This is a genomic window from Streptomyces sp. NPDC056883 (genome assembly GCF_042788835.1).
In the GTDB taxonomy this organism is placed as follows: domain Bacteria; phylum Actinomycetota; class Actinomycetes; order Streptomycetales; family Streptomycetaceae; genus Streptomyces; species Streptomyces stoeckheimensis.
This window is the reverse complement of the sequence record NZ_JBHUBS010000002.1, coordinates 681,508-699,376: the sequence shown is the minus strand read 5'-3', so window position 1 is coordinate 699,376 and position 17,869 is coordinate 681,508. Positions and strand designations below refer to the sequence as shown.

11 protein-coding genes are annotated in these 17,869 nt (G+C 71.6%); 5 read left to right on the top strand and 6 right to left on the bottom strand.

The genetic code is table 11. The features are described 5' to 3' along the window. Nucleotides 1–130: 130 nt before the first annotated feature. Both ACFRU2_RS08335 and lanKC read right to left on the bottom strand, forming a co-directional pair. Nucleotides 131–271, bottom strand: a complete 141-nt coding sequence (locus ACFRU2_RS08335) for a SapB/AmfS family lanthipeptide (protein ID WP_382969226.1) — start codon at nucleotides 269–271, stop codon at nucleotides 131–133. After that, nucleotides 268–2,904, bottom strand: coding sequence for a class III lanthionine synthetase LanKC (lanKC, locus tag ACFRU2_RS08330; RefSeq protein ID WP_382969223.1), 2,637 nt, complete (start codon nucleotides 2,902–2,904; stop codon nucleotides 268–270). The genes ACFRU2_RS08335 and lanKC overlap by 4 nt, the downstream gene beginning before the upstream one ends. A gap of 221 nt (nucleotides 2,905–3,125) precedes the next feature. Between lanKC and ACFRU2_RS08325 the strand changes: the two genes are divergently transcribed. Continuing rightward, nucleotides 3,126–7,136, top strand: a complete 4,011-nt coding sequence (locus ACFRU2_RS08325) for an AAA domain-containing protein (RefSeq protein ID WP_382969220.1) — start codon at nucleotides 3,126–3,128, stop codon at nucleotides 7,134–7,136. Nucleotides 7,137–7,221: 85 nt separating this feature from the next. On the opposite strand, the gene ACFRU2_RS08320 is transcribed toward ACFRU2_RS08325, so the two are convergent. From ACFRU2_RS08320 to ACFRU2_RS08305, 4 genes are all read right to left on the bottom strand, one after another. Beyond that, nucleotides 7,222–8,685, bottom strand: coding sequence for a non-reducing end alpha-L-arabinofuranosidase family hydrolase (locus ACFRU2_RS08320; protein ID WP_382969217.1), 1,464 nt, complete (start codon nucleotides 8,683–8,685; stop codon nucleotides 7,222–7,224). Nucleotides 8,686–8,829: 144 nt separating this feature from the next. After that, nucleotides 8,830–9,660, bottom strand: a complete 831-nt coding sequence (locus ACFRU2_RS08315) for a carbohydrate ABC transporter permease (RefSeq protein WP_382969214.1) — start codon at nucleotides 9,658–9,660, stop codon at nucleotides 8,830–8,832. After that, nucleotides 9,657–10,646, bottom strand: coding sequence for a carbohydrate ABC transporter permease (locus tag ACFRU2_RS08310; RefSeq protein WP_382969211.1), 990 nt, complete (start codon nucleotides 10,644–10,646; stop codon nucleotides 9,657–9,659). Before ACFRU2_RS08310 ends, ACFRU2_RS08315 begins: the two co-directional genes overlap by 4 nt. Continuing rightward, nucleotides 10,639–11,931, bottom strand: coding sequence for an extracellular solute-binding protein (locus ACFRU2_RS08305; RefSeq protein WP_382969208.1), 1,293 nt, complete (start codon nucleotides 11,929–11,931; stop codon nucleotides 10,639–10,641). The genes ACFRU2_RS08310 and ACFRU2_RS08305 overlap by 8 nt, the downstream gene beginning before the upstream one ends. Before the next feature lie 232 nt (nucleotides 11,932–12,163). Between ACFRU2_RS08305 and ACFRU2_RS08300 the strand changes: the two genes are divergently transcribed. Genes ACFRU2_RS08300 through ACFRU2_RS08285 form a run of 4 tightly spaced genes read left to right on the top strand, consistent with a single transcriptional unit; the run spans nucleotide 12,164 to nucleotide 17,866 of the window. Next, nucleotides 12,164–13,177 (top strand): LacI family DNA-binding transcriptional regulator, encoded by a 1,014-nt coding sequence (locus ACFRU2_RS08300; protein ID WP_382969206.1) that lies wholly within the window; start codon nucleotides 12,164–12,166, stop codon nucleotides 13,175–13,177. A gap of 9 nt (nucleotides 13,178–13,186) precedes the next feature. Next, nucleotides 13,187–15,406, top strand: coding sequence for a glycoside hydrolase family 3 N-terminal domain-containing protein (locus tag ACFRU2_RS08295; RefSeq protein ID WP_382969203.1), 2,220 nt, complete (start codon nucleotides 13,187–13,189; stop codon nucleotides 15,404–15,406). After that, nucleotides 15,403–16,839 carry a family 43 glycosylhydrolase gene (locus ACFRU2_RS08290; protein ID WP_382969201.1) on the top strand — a complete coding sequence of 479 codons (1,437 nt, stop codon included), beginning with the start codon at nucleotides 15,403–15,405 and terminating at the stop codon, nucleotides 16,837–16,839. Before ACFRU2_RS08295 ends, ACFRU2_RS08290 begins: the two co-directional genes overlap by 4 nt. A gap of 55 nt (nucleotides 16,840–16,894) precedes the next feature. Further along, nucleotides 16,895–17,866 (top strand): glycoside hydrolase family 6 protein, encoded by a 972-nt coding sequence (locus ACFRU2_RS08285; protein ID WP_382969199.1) that lies wholly within the window; start codon nucleotides 16,895–16,897, stop codon nucleotides 17,864–17,866. Nucleotides 17,867–17,869 lie beyond the last annotated feature (3 nt).

The following is a 17,869-nucleotide window of genomic DNA, read 5'->3' as shown; positions in this document are numbered from 1 at the left end:
GTTGGGGGCGGGGGCAACGTCTGGCGGTTGCGCGCTTTCGGCCGCTGTGTTGGGGGCTCTCATGGGCGGATACCTCAGGGGGTGGGGTGCGGGCCGGGGCGGCGAACCGCCTGGGCCCGAGGTGACCTGGTCAGTGACAGGTCGTGATGCTCAGGCTGCTGTCGCCGCAGAGCAGCAGGCTGGCCCGGCTGCCGCCGCCACCGCCGCCGCCGGTCAGCTCGGTGGCCTCTTCCTTCGGGGTCTCCATCGACTGCAGGTCAAGAAGCGTCATGTCAGGTTCCTCTTCTTCCGTCGAGTGGTGCCATGGGTCACGGCCCCGGACGGGGCCGGCTCTGGGGCCGCCGCGCGCTCGCGCAGCGGCGGGAGGAACGGCAGGTGCGCGCGCCCGCCGGGCGCCGCGCTGCCGAGGGCGAGGAGAACGCCGGCCGTGCCCGTGGAGAGGTCCATGGACAGCCGCATCATCTGCTCGCCGGGGAAGGCCAGATGCCCCTGGTACGGCACTGCGTGCCGGGCCAGTGCGTCGATCTGGCGGGCGACGGCCTCGGGTCCGGTGCCGGGGCCCGGCGTCGTGGTCCGGGCCAGGTGGAGGATCATTCCGGCGGCGCCGCGCATCAGCCCGGGCTGGGCGTAGAAGGTCGCCTGCGCCGCCCGTACGATCTCGCGCCGGGCCTGTTCGAAGCGCTCGTCCGGGCCGTGCTCCAGCCAGTCGTCGATCACCATGCCGATGCCGACGCTGCCCTCGCCGAGGTACGGCATCGTGCGCCAGCCCTCGTTCACCTGGAGGGTGCCGAACGCGCTGGTGACGCAGCGGTCGAGGTCGCGGTGGAGCGCGCGGGCGGCCTGGCTCAGGAGCTCCTTGTCGCCGGTGCGTTCGTAGAGCCGCAGGAAGAGCAGGGCGGGGCCGGAGTCGCCGTACAGCAGTCCCGCACGGGCGGGGCGGTGCTCGGGGCGGGCGAGCAGCTCGGCGCAGCGCAGGGCCGCCGTGTGCAGTTCGCCCTCGCCGACCGCGGTGCCGAGCGCGTCCAGGGCCAGGCCGATGCCGGCGAGTCCGCCGTGCAGGTCGGGCCCCGAGCTCTGCCAGGGCTGGTGGAGCAGCTGTTCGGCGAGGTCGAGGGCGCGGCCCGGATGCCCGAGCCGGTGCAGGGTCCAGGCCGTGCCGGCCAGGCCGTCGTAGAAGCCGAGCGGGGTGCCGGACGGCGGTTGCCCGGCCCGGTCGAGGAGCCATTCCTCCGCCTCGGGCCAGGGCCCGGCGCCGGTCTCGGCGAGGGCGTGGAGCACTCCGGCGATCCCGTGGCCGAAGCCGGTTCCGCCGCCGGCGGTCGCGAACTGCGCGATGTCGCCCGGGACGAAGCGGTCCTCGCGCTCCGGGGTGGCGCTCGCGCGCACCGCCGCGGTCATCGAGGTACGGGCGGCGGGCCAGTCCTGCGGCCCGACGGGCAGGTACGGTACGGCCGGTGCGGGCGGGTGGCCGCCCGGTGCGCGCTGCGGGACTCCGGCCATGATCTCCTCGACGGCCTCGTCGAGGAACTGCCGTGGTACGGGGAACTGTTCGGCGATGACCGCAGCCAGGTGGGCGGACTTGGCCCGGTCGAGGACGAGCAGGCTGGTCAACGGGAGGAAGAGGGCGAGCCGCAGGCAGGCGAGGGCGTAGCGGTCGCCGGAGAAGCCGCGCCGGTCGGCCGGGGCGACGAAGGCGGGGTTGGCGACGGTCTGCCGCAGCCCCTCGTCGACGTGCGCGGCCGCTTCGAAGTCCAGCAGCGAGACGGAGGGGTCGCCGGTCTCGTCGTCGGCCACCATGATGTTGAAGAGGTGGAGGTCGTTGAAGACCACCCCGCGGGCGTGCACGGCGTCGAGGGCCTCGGTGACCTTCCGGTGGATGGTGAGGGCCCACTCGGTGTACGAGGCGAGCTCCGCCGGGTCGGGGTCCGCTTCGATCAGCGGGTGGCGGCGGGCGAAGTAGGTGTTGAGCGGTTTGCCCGCGAGGTGCTCCAGCACCAGGAAGTGGTGGTCACCGACCGTGAACCTGCCGCGCACCGCGGGGACGCAGTCCAGCCCCGTCAGCCTTTCCAGCGCGGCCTGCTCGCGGTGCAGCCGGGTGACGGCGTCGGCTCCGTCGGCGGCGAGGCCCGCGTACGGCCGGGCTTCCTTGAGGACGACGGACTCGCCGGTGCGGGTGTCCTTGCCCACGTAGACGCCCCCGCCGTTGGAGAAGTGCAGCGCCCTCTCCACCGTGAAGGGGAGACCGGCCAGGGTGAGCCCGGAGCGCGCTTCGAGGTGCGGCTCGAGGAATGCCGGCAGTTCGAGCCACTCGGGCGGCTGGAAGACCGGTCCCCGGCGGTCCGGTACGAGCCGCCCGTCGGGGGCCTCGATCGCCGGGACCAGCTGGCCGCGCTCGTCGTAGCAGTGCCGCAGGGTGAAGCTGCCGTAGCGGAGGTGGACCGGTCCGGCGCCCCAGCGCAGGTCGCTGAGGATGTACGGGCCGGCCGCGCCGGCCAGGGCGGCGTCGAGGTCCCCCGCGATCCGCCGGCACTGCTGCTCGTCGGCCGGGTAGACGGTGATGAACTTCCCGCTCGCCGCGCGGTCGGCGTACTTGGCGTTGCGCAGGTGCAGCAGGTAGCGGCTCGGGACGAACTTGAAGGCGATGCGCCGGGCGGTGCAGTACTCGTACACCGTCGTCAGCAGGGACTCGGCGTTGTCCAGCGTGGCCGAGACGTGGATCTTCCAGCCCTGCGCGGGCAGTTCGGCGTCGTCGGGACGCAGCGCGAGCCAGTCGCCGCTCCGGTGGGAGCGCCATCCCGGCGGGACGGGGGCGAGTGCGGTCGGGTAGTCCTCACCGGCCCGCCGGTACGGCGCGTCGTAGAACCACCGGTCGGCGTCGCAGAAGGCGGCGTACCCTTTGTTCACACCTGCTCCCTCGGTCGGTTGCAGTACCGACCGTGTCACGTCCCGCGGATGCGGCGACAGTCACCGCTGTCATCGACGGGGTGTGCAGTACGCACGAGTCACTTCCACCAAGGGCCTGCTGACGGTCCGGCACTCCGCCTGCTGACGGTCCGGTAGATTCGCAGGGCAACTGATCTTCAGGGGAGCGGCGTGATGCCGCGTGTGCGACACGGGGGCAGTGGGTGCGGAGCGGACACGCGCAGGACCGTCGGCGGGAGGCCCTGCTGGAGTGCTGGCGTGCGATCGAGCTGTTCAGTCCACCGACCATCCCCGCGCTGCCCCGGCGGCGCTCCGCCGTGCGGTCCGGGCCGAAGGACGAGTACGTCAGCGACCTGACGCCGGAGCCGGGCCGGGTGCCTCCGCTCCTGCCATGGGATCCGGAGCATCCGGAGACGGGGGCACGGCGGGCGCGGGCCGGATACATGTGGCGGCACGAGGTCTACGGCGGGGTCTTCGAGTTGGAGCTGCTCCGCCGGGCGATGATCGCGGTGCTGCCTGCGGGGACCGATCCGGACCCCGGCGTGCCCCAGAGCGAGCTGGTGCTGTCGGGCCAGAGCGCGATGTTCGCGCTCGTCCTGGACGACGAGGGCCGGCCGCTCGAGGACACGTCGGTGATCTCCGCGTGCGGCTGGGCGACCGGCCGGCTCTTCGATCCGGGGCCGTCCGTACCGGGGTGGCTGAACGGATTCGAGGAGCTCGACGACGCGTTCGGCACAGCGATCGACGAGCTCACCGCCATCGCCATCCCTTACGGCCCTACCGCCCCGGGCGCCGCAACGGCGTACGGACGGTGGCCCGGCTCCGGGGACGGGCCGGGAACGCCGGCCGCGGCCGGCGGCGGGAGCTGGCAGCGGCTGCTCGCCGAGGTGCTGGGTGGCGCCGCCGTCGGCGCGGTCGGGGCCCTGTTCGGCGAGGTCGCCGGCGCCGTGCTGCAGGGCGCGGCGGAACCCCTGGTGCGCCGCGCCGCCGACTGGGTCGCGGCCCGCCGGCCCGCCGAGGAGCAGCCGGAGCCCGGGCGGCCGGAGGGCACCGGGGGCGTGCCCGAGCGGGCCTCGGCCGCCGGGCCCGGCACGTCGCCGGAGGCGGAATCCGGGGCCGGGTCCGGGTCCGGGGCAGATCCCGGCTCCGGCGCCGGTCCCCGTGCGCTCGGGTTCGCCGACCTGGTCGCCCTGACCGCGCAGATCGCCGACCTGTGCGGAGTACGGGATCACCTGCGGCCGCAGGTGGTCCGGGTACGCAGCAGGCTGGTCCGCCGGCCGTCGGACCCGCGGACGAAGGTCGCTGCCACAGCGCCCTTCCTCAACAGTCTGCTCCCGCCCGATCTGGCCCGGGTGTCCACGGCCCTCGACAAGGGAATCGGACCGGCGCTGGAGGCGTACCTGACCGAGCTCGGCTCCGTCGCCGTGGGCGCGCGGACGGATGTGCGCGGGGAGCGGGGCGTCGTCCTGGAAGGGGTGGCTCCGGACCTCGTTCCGGCCGGGCGCTGGCCCGCACCGGCACGGTTTCCGCTCGCCCTGAGCCAGCAGTTCGCGGTCGACCGCCTGCTCGCCGACCGGGCGGGAACCGAGGGCGGGATGTTCTCCGTGAACGGCCCGCCGGGCACGGGCAAGACCACGATGCTGCGCGACCTGGTCGCCGCACTGGTCGTCGAGCGGGCTGCGGTGCTGGCCACGTTCGACCGGCCCGGAGAGGCGTTCACCGGTCCGGCCTGGCGGGGCAGGGACCGCCAGGGCAAGCACCCCCGCTTCGTGTCGCGGCTCGACCCGCGGCTGACCGGGTTCGAGATCGTGGTCACCTCTTCCAACAACGGCGCGGTGGAGAACGTCACCGCCGAACTGCCCGGCATCGGCGCGCTCGGCGAGCACTGGCAGGGCGGCCCCGACCACTTCTCCGACCTCGCCTCCGCGCTGCTGGGCGGACCGGCCTGGGGTCTGGTCGCGGCGGTGCTCGGCAACAAGACCAACCGCAAGGAGTTCGGCGACCGGTTCTGGTGGGGCCGCCTGCCCAAGAAGGAGACCGACGCCCGCTCCGCCGCGCAACTGCCCCCCTTACGCGGCATGCGGGACATCCTGAGCGACTGGATTCCGCCCCGTCCACCAGCCGGTGCCCGGCGTACCGTCGCTGCGGCGGACCAGGCCGCGGCCGCGGCCCCCGGACCCGCCCAGCCGGTGCCGTCGTGGACCGAGGCCGTCGCCGCGTTCCGTACGGCCCGGGCCGAGGTCGAGCGGCTGCGTGCCGGACGCACCCGGCTCGCCCGGGACCTGGCGGCCGTGGAATCCCCGTCGGCCGGGCAGCGGATCGCGGACCTGGAAGCCGCCGTGTCCCGGGCCGACCGGCAGGTCGCCGCCTCCACGACGGACCTGGACCGGGCCGCCGCCGGCACCGCCGCCGCCCGGACCGCCACCGCGGCGGCCGAGGCCGGATACGGGACGGCCTCCGAACACGTACCGCGGGCCCGCCAGGAGCTGGCCACCGTCCGCGCGGACCTGTCGGCCGCCCGCGAACTGGCCGCACACCATCGCGACTACGTGACCGCGCTGACCGCACGCCACGACGCTCCCCCGGCCGTCGAGCGCGGCCTGCGCGGCGGGCTGCGCCGCCTGCTGCAGAGCACGGCCGACCGGCAGGCCGCCGACCGGCAGCAGGAGCACACCCAGGCCGAGATCGCGCACCTGCTCGTCCGGCAGCGTGCCGCGCTCGAGGACTCCCTGGAACAGGTCGCCGCGGCCGTACGCGCGGAGTCCCTGGCCTCCGACCGGCACTCCCGGTCCGCGACCGTCGTCGACGAGGCCGCAGCGAGCCTCACCGCCGCCATCGCGTACGAACAGGCCGCGAACGCGCGGGAGGACGAGGCGGGCCGTGCCCTCCGCCACGCCCGGCAGGTCGCCGACGCGTCCCGCCGCGACCTGCGGGTCGCCCTGGCCGAACTCGACGGCCGCCACCGCGCACTACGGGAGGCGGCCCTGACGCTGCCGTCCCTGCCCGTCGGCTGGCACCACCTCGACGAAGCCGACCAGGAACTCGGCTCGCCCTGGTCCGACGACGTGTGGTCCACCGCGCGCAGCGACCTGTTCCTGCGCGCCCTCGACCTGCACCGCGCCTTCGTCGCCGGGACGGCGAAGCGGGTCCGCGGCAACCTGCAGGTCCTGATGGAGCTGATGGCCGGCACCAACGGGCCCGTCCCCGACGAGGAGGTCGAGCGCGCCTGGCAGACGCTGTTCCTCCTCGTGCCCGTCGTGTCCACCACGTTCTCCTCCGTCGGCAGCATGTTCGCCCGCCTCGGCCGGGAGTCGATCGGCTGGGTCCTCGTCGACGAGGCCGGGCAGGCCACCCCGCAGGCCGCCGTCGGCGCGTTGTGGCGCGCCCGGCGGGCCCTTCTGGTCGGGGATCCGCTCCAGCTCGAACCCGTCGTCACCATGCCCGCGGCCCTGCAGCTCCGGCTGCTGCGCGCCTACGGCGTCGACGAGCGCTGGCTGCCCTCGGCCACCTCGGCCCAGGCCGTCGCCGACCGCACCAACCGCTACGGCACCTACCTGCCGGCCCCGGACGGGAGCGACGAGCACGTCTGGGTGGGCTCGCCGCTGCGCGTGCACCGGCGCTGCGAAGACCCGATGTTCACGGTCAGCAACGAGGTCGCGTACGGCGGCCTCATGGTCCACGGCACCGCGCCCGCGTCGTTCCCCGACGCCGAGCAGGACGGTCTGCTCCCCAGCCGCTGGCTCAACACCGACGACCCCAACCGTCCGCCCGAGGCGCCGTGGGGCGAACGCGACCGCCGGGCCTTCGAGTTCGTCCTCGACGCCTTGCACCGGCACGGCGTGGGAGTCGAACGCGTGCGCGTCATCGCTCCCTTCCGGGCGCTCGTGGCCGAATGCCAGAAGGTCTGCCGCGGCCGTGATGGCTGGACGCCCGAACTGATCGACGAGCGCTGCGCCACCGTGCACCGGGCCCAGGGCAAGGAGGCCGACGTCGTCGTCCTCGTGCTCGGCGGCGGTCGGCCGGGCGCCCGCGCGTGGGCGGCCGGCACCCCGCACCTGCTCAACGTCGCCGCGAGTCGCGCCAAGCGCCGCCTCTACGTCATCGGCGAGCGCAGCCTGTGGGCCCCGCTCCCGCACTTCGAGGTCCTCGCCTCCGAGCTGACGGAGTTCCACCACCTCCGCGACCGCACCGCTTGGCCGCCGGCCACCGAATAGCCGTCGGGGATGTGAGGGGCGGGCCCGGCCTTCCGCCGAGCCCGCCGCACCGGCTCCGTTCCGGAGCCGGACCCGTGTGCTGCCGTCAGCGCTGCAGTGTCAGCAGACCCGGCCGGTAGGGCAGGAGGCCGTAGTCGCCGCCGGAGTTGGGGCTGCGTCCCTGGTAGAGCAATTGGAGATTGCAGGGATCGACGGTCATGGTCTGGTCGGCGGTGGTGCGGATCAGTTCGCCATGACTGATGTCGTTGGTCCAGGTGGCTCCGCTGTTGGCCTTGCCGGCGAAGGGGTTGTTCTCGGTCGCGGCCTGGGGTGTCCACGAGCCGTTCAGACTGGTGGCCGTGAAGGAGCGGAAGTAGCGGCCCTGCGAGCCGATCGCCTCGACGATCATGAGGTAGCGGTCCTGGCCCTGGAGCTTGTAGACCTGCGGGGCCTCGAACAGGTTGTTCGTCGTATCGCTCATGATCACGGTCGAGGTCGTGCCGAAGCTGCCCGGGAAGTTCCCGATCGGCATGGCGGCCCGGTAGATCTTGCCGTTGTCACCGGCGAAGAACAGGTACATGTTCGTCCCGTCACCGATGAGCGTCTGGTCGATGGGTCCCGTTCCGGAATCGGCGATGCTGCCGGAGAAGAGCACCTGCGGTGACGACCAGCCGTTCGGGTTGGTGGGGTCGCTCGACGTCCGGTAGGAGAAGGCGGTCCCGCCCCACTGGTAGGTGAGCACCCAGATGTTCTTCGGCGCGAAGTGGAAGAGCGTGGGCGCGACGGTGGATGCCGACATGGCGTTCTGGCCGGCCGCGGCCATCTCCGACCAGTTGGTGAACAGGCCGAAGTTCATCGAACCCCAGCTCGTCCCCGTGTCGTGCGTCGTCGCATAGACGAGTTGCTTGCCGTTGTAGGGGACGACGGTGAAGTCCTTGAGCGAGGCCCACCCCGGCTTGGGCTGCGCCAGCGCGCCCGTCGACGCCCAGCGGTAGGTCGACGGAAGGGCGCACGTGCCGGGGTTGCCGGCGCCGACCGGGACGAGCTGCCACTGCTGGTTGGTGCCGCCCCAGTCGTCGTACTGGACGATGTTCGCGTTGTCGGCGGTGGAGCCGCCTTGTACCTCGAGGGCCTTGTTGCTGTGGCGCGCGATGAGCCTCACGTAGCCGTCCGCGCTGTCGGCCAGCCGCCACTGCTGGTTGGTGCCGTTCGCGTCGGCCCACTGGACGATCGCGGCGCCGTTGGCGGCGGACCGGCCGGAGACGTCCAACACCTTGCCGGAGTGGCGGGACTTGATGCGGTAGTAACCGCCGCCGGAGTCGACGAACTGCCACAGCTGCTGGTTCTGATCGTTCCTGGTCCACTGGGTGATGCGCGCCCCGTCATCGGTCGACAGGTTGTAGACGTCCAGGGCCTTGCCGCTGTTGCGGTTGACCAGCGCGTACGAGGTGTTGGCGTCGACGGTCGCCGCGGCTGCGGGCTGGGTACCGAGGAGCGTGGCCCCGAGAAGCAAGGACGAAAGGACCGCCAGTACGAGTCTCAGGACCCGGGGCGGATGGCGAAACCACATCAGAAGAGCTCCTTTGAAGGACGGGCCGTGTCGTGAGGGGGCGGACACGGCCGGTGATGTTAGCGCTAACATTCATGCGCGGGGTCAGCACCGTCACGGCGTTTCACAACGCCTTCTCGGGGGTCGGGGGTTGCGCGGGGCGGGTCAGCCCTTGGTGGCGCCCGCGGTGAGGCCGCCGATCAACTGCCGCTCGGCGACGGCGTAGAAGGCGAGGGCGGGGACCATGGCGAGGACGATGTAGGCGAGGACGAGCGCGTAGTCGGTCGCGTACTGTCCCTGGAACTGCTGGACGCCGACCGGGACCGTCTGCCACTTCGGGTCGTTGAAGACCAGCAGCGGCAGGAAGAAGTTGTTCCAGCTCGCGACGATCGCCAGCACCGAAACCGTGCCGAGGGCCGGCCGCGCCATCGGCAGCAGGATCTTCCAGAAGAAGCGGAACTTGCCGCAGCCGTCGACGACGGCCGCCTCCTCCACCTCTGCCGGGATGGTCCGGAAGAAGCCGCGCAGAATGATGATCGTCATGGGGAGCCCGAAGGCCGCCTGCGGGAGGATCACTCCGAGCGGGTTGTCGAGCAGGTCGAAGGTGCGCAGGAGCAGGAACAGCGGCAGGACCGCCACCGCGAACGGGAACATCAGCCCGATCGTGAACAGCGTGTAGAACAGCTCCCGGCCCCGGAAGGCGTAGCGGGCCAGCACGAACGCCGCCATTGCGGAGACCGCCACCGTGCAGCACGTCGTACCGATCGCGATGCCCGCGCTGTTGGCGATCTGCCGCCAGAACGTTCCATCGCCGAGGATGCCGGTGTAGTTGCCGGTCTTCCAGTGTTCGGGCAGCCCGAACGGGTTCGTCGTCAGCTCGCCGGTGCTCTTGAACCCGGAGATCACCGCGTAGATCAGCGGCACGACGACGAACGCGCCGATCAGCCAGACCACGGCGTGCAGCGACAGGCCGCGCACCGTCCTGCGGGCGTTCATCGGCCACCTCCCGAGGTGACGGCCCCGCTCAGGTCACGGCGGAGCACGTAGCGCTGGTAGAAGAGGGAGAAGACCAGGCTGATCATGAACAACACCACGCTGATCGCACTGGCATAGCCGACCTGGTAGCGCTTGAACCCGTACTGGAACACCGAGATCGCCATCGTCTCGGAGGAGTGGTTGGGCCCGCCCGCGGTCATGACCCAGACGAGGTCGAAGAGCTGGATGGCCCCGATGATCGACAGGAAGGCGCTGATCCGGATCGTCGGACCGAGCAGCGGTAGCGTCACGTGCCGGAAGCGCTGCCAGACGCCGGCGCCGTCGATGGAGGCGGCCTCGAGGATCTCGCCCGGGATGCTCTGCAGCCCGGCGAGGAAGAGCATCATGTGGAAGCCGAAGTACTTCCAGGTCATGACCACGAACAGGGTCGGCATGACCGTCGAGGGATCGGCGAGCCACTTCCCCCGCAGCCCCTCCAGGCCGAGCGCGCCGGCGAGATGGTCGGCCATGCCCGCACCGGGCAGGAAGATCATCGTGAAGAGGACCGCCGTCACCACCTCGGACAGGATGTACGGCGCGAAGAACAGCATCCGGTAGACGGCCCGGCCGCGCAGCCTCTGGTTGAGCAGGACCGCGGTGAACAGCGCGAACGGCAGCTGCACCGTGATCGACAGGACGATCAGGTACAGCCCGCGCCCCAGATCGCCGAGGAAGACCTGATCGGCGAACAGCTTGGTGTAGTTCTGGAAGCCGACGAAGTCGTCCACGGGGCCGGTCCCGCCCCACTTGAAGAAGCCGGTGTAGATGGCGACCGCGATCGGAGCGAGGACGAAGACGAGGAAGAGGACCAGGGCCGGGACGAGGAACCAGGCGACCGACGCCCAGCTTCGCAACCCGCGCAGGAGCGACCGCTCCGGGGCGGGCGGTGGCACCGGCAGGGTGTCCCGCGTCCGCTCCTTGGTCGGGGTGGACACGGAACTAGGCACCCTTCGCAGCCTCGGTGATCGACTTGGTGACCTGCTCGGGCGTCTTCCGGCCCGCGATGAGGTCGGCGACGCTGTCGTTGACCTCCTGTCCGACCGCCGGCGGGTAGGCCTGGTCGAGGTAGAGCTGGAAGCCCGTCGCCTTGACCAGACTGTCGGCCACCGCCTTCCTGTTGGCGTCGGCGAGCAGGCTCTCCGCGCCTTTGACCACCGGTAGGTAGCCGTTGGAGGCCAGCAGCTTGGACTCGTTTTCCAGTACGAGGAACTTCAGGAACTCCAGGGCCTCCTTCGGGGCGCCCTTGCGCAGGGCGAAGCCGCCGCCACCCCCCAACACCTCGGTGGCCCGGCCGACTCCGCCGTCGACCGTCGGGAAGGGGAAGAAGCCCAGGTCCGCTCCGAGGTCGGCGCCCGCGTCCTTCTGCACCGACGGCCCCCACTGGCCCATCAGCTCCATGGCGGCCTGGCCGTTGCCCATGGTCGCGGCCTGGCCGCCGGGGGTCGAGTAGCCGGCGCCGAGGAAGCCCGTCTGGAACGGCTGGAGGTCGACCAGTTCCTTGAGGTGGGTGCCCGCCCGGACGAATCCGGCGCCGGTGAAGTCCTTGGTGGTCGCTGCCTGCTGCAGCGCGGGGAGGCCCGCGACGCGCATCGCGAGGTGGGCCCAGTAGAAGTGGCCGGGCCATTTCTCCTTGCCCGCGAGGGCGATCGGGGTGACGCCCGCGGCCTTGAGCTTCTTGACGTCTTCGAGGAACTCGGCCCAGGTGGCGGGCGGCGCGGTGATCCCGGCCTTGGCGAAGAGTTTCTTGTTGTACCAGAAGCCGACCATGCCTATGTCGTACGGCACCCCGTAGGTCCGTCCCTCGAACTGATAGGGCTGCAGCGAGACCGGGGTGAGGTCGGAGGACCAGCCGAGCACGTCGGTGAGGTCCTCGACCAGACCCGCGTCGACCTGCTGCCGCAGCACGCCGCCGCCCCAGGTCTGGAAGACGTCGGGGAGTTTGCCCGACGAACTGGTGGCGGTCAGCTTGGACTTGAACGCCTCGTTCTCCAACGAGGCCGTCTTGATCGTGATGTTCGGGTGAGCAGCCGTGAACGCCGAGGAGATCTGCGGGAAGAGGGACTTGCCCGGTTCCGTCGTGGCGATGTTCCACCACGCGAAGGTCACCTTGCCGTCGGCCGCCGGCCCCGAGCCGGAGTCCCCGCCGCCGCAGGCCGCGGTCAGCGAGACGGACAGAGCGGTCAGGCCTGAGAACGCCAGGAAACTTCGTCGACTAGGGGGTGTGCTGGCCATGGGACCTCCGGGGTGGGGAATGCCGGGTTCGAGTTCGAAAATGTTTCGTAACACCCTCGAATTCAGTGCTGCACAAACTAGAAACGTGAGGCTCCCCGGTCAAGCCTTATCGCCGAATCTCCGTTCACAGCAGGTCTCTTGGTGCTTGACAATCCTGTCCGGCCAACCGGAAACTCTTCGAAAGTTTGCGATACCCGTCGCCGGCCCACAGCGTCCACGCAGAGGAGAGAAGTTGAGCGAGCAGCGTCCGACCCTGGCCGTCATCGCCGCGGAGGCAGGGGTCTCCCAGGCCACCGTGTCCAAGGTGATCAACGGACGCTCCGACGTCGCGCCCTCGACGCGCGAACGGATCGAGAGCCTGCTGCGCTCTCACAACTACCTCCACCCCGGCAAGCAGGGCCGGGCCCGCAGATCGGGCCTGGTCGACTTGATCATCGGCGGTCTGGACAGCGCCTGGGCGGTGGAGATCCTGCGCGGCGTCGAGGCCGAGTGCGCCCAGCGGAGCGTCGGCACCGTCGTATCGCTCGTCCCGCCGGGCGAGGCCACTCCGTCGAGTTGGGCCGCACTGCCGGTCCTGCACCACAGCGACGGCGTCATCCTCGTCACCGCCTCGGTCACCCGGGCCCAGCGCGCCCAGGTCGAACAGGCCGGGGTGGCGCTGGTCGTCATCGACCCGATCGACCTGCCGGGCAACGGCGTGCCGAGCATCGGAGCGACCAACTGGGCCGGCGGCCTGGCCGCCACCGAGCACCTGCTGGCGCTGGGGCACCGCCGGATCGCCACGATCGGCGGGCGCAAGGAGATGCTCTGCAGCCAGGCCCGCATCGACGGGTACCGGGCCGCCCTGGAGCGGGCCGGGATCGAGGTCGACCGCGGCCTGATCCGGTTCGGCGATTTCCAGCACGAGGGCGGATTCCGGTGTGCCCGGGAACTGCTCGCCCTTCCCGAGCCACCGACCGCCGTGTTCGCCGGCAGCGACCAGCAGGCGATGGGCGTCTACGAAGCCGCCCGGCAGGGCGGGTTGAACATCCCGCAGGACCTCAGCGTGGTCGGCTTCGACGACCTGCCGATGTGCGAATGGCTGTCACCGCCACTGACGACGGTGCGCCAGCCGCTGGAGGAGATGGGCCGGGTCGCCGCCCGCACCCTGTTCCAGCTCCTGGACGGCCAGCCCCTGGTCAGCCCCCGGATGGAGCTCTCCACCGAGCTCAAGGTCCGGCTCTCCACCGCCCCGCCCCGCTTCTAGGAGAACTCCTTGACCGAGCCCTGGCGCGACCCCCTGCTGCCCGTGTCCGCACGAGTCGCCGATCTGCTGAAACGGATGACGCTGGAGGAGAAGACGGGTCAGCTCGCCGGATTCTGGGCGCTGCCCTCCGATCCGGGAACACCGGTCGCGCCGATGGAGGACGATTCGGGCGAGTCCGCCCCCGGCCTCGACGACATCGTCGCGCACGGGCTGGGCCAGCTCACCCGGGTGTACGGCACCGCGCCGATTTCGGCGGAAGCCGGAATGGAACGCCTCGCCTCGCTCCAGCAACAGGTGACCGGATCCGGCCGGTTCGGCATCCCGGCGGTCGCCCACGAGGAATGCCTGACCGGGTTCATGACGTTCGGGGCGACGGTCTTCCCCGGACCGCTGGCCTGGGGCGCGTCCTTCGACCCCGGGCTCGTGCGGCAGATGGCCGCCGCCATCGGCGCGGGGATGCGGCGGGTCGGCGTCCACCAAGGGCTGGCGCCGGTGCTCGACGTGGTCCGCGACTACCGGTGGGGCAGGACCGAGGAATGCATCGGCGAGGACCCCTACCTCGTCGGAGCGATCGGCACCGCCTACGTGCAGGGTCTGGAAGGTGCCGGGATCGTCGCCACGCTCAAGCACTTCGCCGGGTACTCGGCCTCGCGCGGCGGCCGGAACATGGCCCCCGTCGCCTCGGGGCCGCGCGAGTTCGCCGACGTACTGGTCGAGCCCTTCGTACGGGCCCTGCGCGAGGGCGGCGCGCGGTCGGTGATGAACAGCTACACCGACGTGGACGGAGTCCCGGTGGCCGCCGACCAAAGGCTCCTGACCGAACTGCTCAGGGACGAGCTCGGTTTCGGCGGTGTGGTCGTCGCCGACTACTACGCCATCTCTTTCCTGGAGACCCGGCACGGCGTCACCGGATCCCGCGGCGCGGCCGGCGCGCTGGCGCTCACCGCCGGAATCGACGTGGAGCTGCCCACGGCCCGCTGCTACGGCGAGCCGCTGACCGAACTGGTCCGATCGGGAGACATCTCCGAGGAGCTCGTCGACCGGGCCGCGGAGCGGGTCCTGCTGCAGAAGGCCGAGCTCGGCCTGCTCGACCCCGACTGGAAGCCCCTGACCCCCGAGCCGGTCGACCTCGACCCGCCGGAGCACCGGGCCCTGGCCAGGCTCCTGGCCGAACGCTCCACCGTGCTGCTGGCCAACGACGGCATCCTGCCGCTGCAGCCGTGCCGGGTGGCGATCAGCGGCCCGTACGCCGACGACCCCCAGTCCTTCCTCGGCTGCTACTCCTTCCCCAACCACGTCGCGCTGCCCGGCGACCTCGGGGTGGCGATCCCGACCCTCGGAGAAGCGCTGGCCGCTGCCGGGTTCACCATCACAGCGGACGATCCGGACGTGAACGTGCTGATGCTCGGGGACCGGGCCGGCATGTTCGGCCGGGGCACTTCCGGCGAGGGCTGTGACGCCGAGACCCTGGACCTGCCCGGCGACCAGGCCGCACTCGCCTCCGCCGTCCTGGACTCCGGGGTGCCGACCGTCCTGGTCCTCGTCTCCGGACGGCCCTACGCGCTCGGCTCGTCGGCGGAGCGGGCCTCGGCCGTGGTGCAGGCGTTCTTCCCGGGAGAAGAGGGCGGGACGGCGCTGGCCCGGATCATCCGCGGAGCCGCGGAACCGACCGGGAGGCTGCCCGTCTCCATCCCCCGCCGGGTCGGCGGCCAGCCCGGCACCTACCTGCACGCCAAGCTCGGCGGGCACACCGACTGGAGCTCGGTGGACCCGACCCCGCTGTTCCCCTTCGGACACGGGCTGAGCTGGACCAGCTTCGCCTACTCGGAGCTCTCCGTGGATCCCGTCACCACCACGAAGGGCGCCGTCGCCGTGTCGGCCACCGTCCGCAACGTCGGCGAGGTCACCGGGACCGAGGTGGTCCAGCTGTACCTCTCGGACCCCGTGGCGTCCGTCGTCCGGCCGCAGCGATGGCTCGCCGGATTCGGCAGGGTGGAACTGCCGCCGGGCGGGGCCGCCCGGATCACCTTCTCCGTCCATGCCGACCGGACCTCCTTCACCGGGCTCGACCTGCGCAGAAGGGTGGAGCCCGGGGAGATCGGCGTGGCCGTCGGCCGCTCCAGCGGCGACCTTCCGCTCCAAGGCTCCTTCACCCTGGAAGGCCCCCTACGTCATCCTGGAGCCGACCGGGTGCTGTCCGTGCCGGTCCAGATCGTCCCGGTCCCATGACCGCGATGTTCGGTGATCCCGTGCTGCCCGGGTTCCGGCCCGATCCGTCCGTCTGCCGGGTGGGAGCGGACTACTACCTGGTGACGTCCAGCTTCGAATGGTTCCCGGGCCTCCCCCTGTTCCACAGCCGCGACCTCGTGAACTGGCGGCGCCTCGGTTCCGCTCTCGACCGGCCGTCTCAGCTCGACCTCGGCGGATGCGAGCCCTCACGCGGCCTGTTCGCACCGACGATCCGGCACCATGACGGGGTTTTTCATCTCGTCTGCACGCTGATGGACGGCGCCGGCCACTTCGTCGTCACGGCGAGCGATCCGGCGGGGCCCTGGTCGCAACCGCACCGGCTGGAGGGCGAGGGCTTCGATCCGTCGCTGTTCTTCGACGACGACGGCCGGGCCTGGTTCACCGCCGCACGCGTCGTGGACGAAGCCGCGGGCCGCACCGAGATCTGGTTACGCGAATACCTCCCCGGAGAACGGCGGCTGACGGGACCCGAGCACGTCCTGTGGTCGGGCAGCAGACCGGGCGCCCGATGGTCGGAGGCCCCGCACCTCTACAAGATCGACGGAAGCTACCTGCTGCTCACCGCCGAGGGCGGCACCGATGTGGACCACAGCGTGGTCGCCGCCCGGGCCGGACACGTGACCGGCCCCTACGAGGGCGCCCCCGACAACCCGGTGCTCCCGCCGTCCACGGGCCCGGTCACCTGCACCGGCCACGCCGACCTCGTCCAGACCCCGAACGGCGACTGGCGAGCCGTCCTCCTGGGAGTCCGCCCGGGCTCCGCCCTCGGCCGCGAGACCTTCCTCGCCTGGATCGCCTGGGACGACGGCTGGCCGGTCTTCTCCCCCGTCGTCCACACCGATCTCCGCCGCCCCCTCCACGACGACTTCACCGTCCTCTCCCCCGACTGGAGCGCGCTGCGCACCCCACGTGCGCCGTTCTGGACCACGGGCGACGAGGGTCTCCACCTGAGCCTCCGCCCGGAACGCCTCGGCGAACGCAGCACCCCGTCCCTCCTGGCCCGCCCGCAACTGCACCCGGAGTGCGACGTCTCCACCGAACTGCACTTCACCCCCGCCGCACCGGAGGAACAGGCGGGCCTCGCCGTGGTCATCGACGACGACACCCACCTCCTCTTCCTCCGCACCACCGAAGGCGTCAGCCTCCTCCACGGCCCGAAGCTCCTGGCCCGCACCCCCGTCCCTCCGGGTCCCGTGCGCCTGGAGGTCCGTATCCGCGGGTTCAGCCACACCTTCGCCCACACGGCATCCGACGGAACCCGGCAGGAGCTGGCCACCGTCGAAGCCGCCTTCCTCACCCCGCTGTTCACCAGCGTCCAGCTCGGCCCCTACGCCACCTCCAACGGCCGCCCCTGCACCGCCCGAGCCCGCTTCGCGTGGTTCGACATCACGTACCCGGGGCCGACGCCGTGACCCCCATCGAAACCGGAAGCGCTTCCGTTCCCCCACCCCCACCGGAGGAAGAACCATGCTCAGGTCCGTCCGAGCCACATCCGCCCTGCTGGCCGGTGTCCTCGCCGCCGCTCTCGCCGTCATCGACGTCGGCCCGGCACACGCCGCCGACCCGACCACCATGACCAGCGGCTTCTACACCGACCCCGACAACTCCGCCCTGCGGTGGGCCCATGCGAACCCCGGCGACGGGCGGGCGGCAGCGATCCGGACGTCCATCGCCGACGCCCCGGCCGCCCGCTGGTTCGGCAACTGGAGCGGTGACATCGCCGCGGCCACCGGCGCCTACGCCGGCCGCGCGGATTCCGCCGACAAGCTGCCGATCCTGGTCGCGTACAACATCCCCGATCGGGACATCTGCGCCGGTCACTCCGGCGGCGGCGCCGGGAGCCGCGCCGCGTACGACACCTGGATCGCCGCCTTCGCCAGTGGCATCGGCAGCCGCCCCGCCGTCGTCGTCCTCGAACCCGACGCGCTCGGTCACGAGAGCTGCATGACGGCCGGCCAGATCGCCGAGCGCAACGCCATGCTGAAGAACGCCATCGCCCAGTTCAACGCCAAGGCACCCCACACCTGGGTCTACCTCGACGCCGGGAACCCCGGCTGGATCGACGCCCCGACCATGGCGCGGCAGCTCGTCGCGGCCGGTGTCGGCGGAGCGCACGGCTTCGCGCTGAACGTCTCCAACTACTTCGCCACCGACCAGAACACCTCCTACGGCAACGCGGTCAACTCCGCCCTGAGCGCCTACGGCTACACCAAGCCGTTCGTCATCGACACCAGCCGCAACGGCAACGGTTCCAACGGCCAGTGGTGCAACCCCGCCGGCCGCCGGATCGGAACTCCCAGCCGGCGCGGCGGCGGTGCCGAGATGCTGCTGTGGATCAAGGTCCCCGGCGAGTCCGACGGCAACTGCGGGGTCGGGACCGGCTCCTCGGCCGGGCAGTTCCTGCCGGAGGCCGCCTACAAGATGATCTACGGCTACTGACCC

Bases quoted from the DNA above. Each gene is read 5' to 3' on its own strand.
- ACFRU2_RS08285 (WP_382969199.1), top strand. From the start codon at position 16,895: ATGCTCAGGTCCGTCCGAGCCACATCCGCCCTGCTGGCCGGTGTCCTC.
- ACFRU2_RS08335 (WP_382969226.1), bottom strand. From the start codon at position 271: ATGACGCTTCTTGACCTGCAGTCGATGGAGACCCCGAAGGAAGAGGCC.
- ACFRU2_RS08305 (WP_382969208.1), bottom strand. From the start codon at position 11,931: ATGGCCAGCACACCCCCTAGTCGACGAAGTTTCCTGGCGTTCTCAGGC.
- ACFRU2_RS08315 (WP_382969214.1), bottom strand. From the start codon at position 9,660: ATGAACGCCCGCAGGACGGTGCGCGGCCTGTCGCTGCACGCCGTGGTC.
- ACFRU2_RS08320 (WP_382969217.1), bottom strand. From the start codon at position 8,685: ATGTGGTTTCGCCATCCGCCCCGGGTCCTGAGACTCGTACTGGCGGTC.
- ACFRU2_RS08290 (WP_382969201.1), top strand. From the start codon at position 15,403: ATGACCGCGATGTTCGGTGATCCCGTGCTGCCCGGGTTCCGGCCCGAT.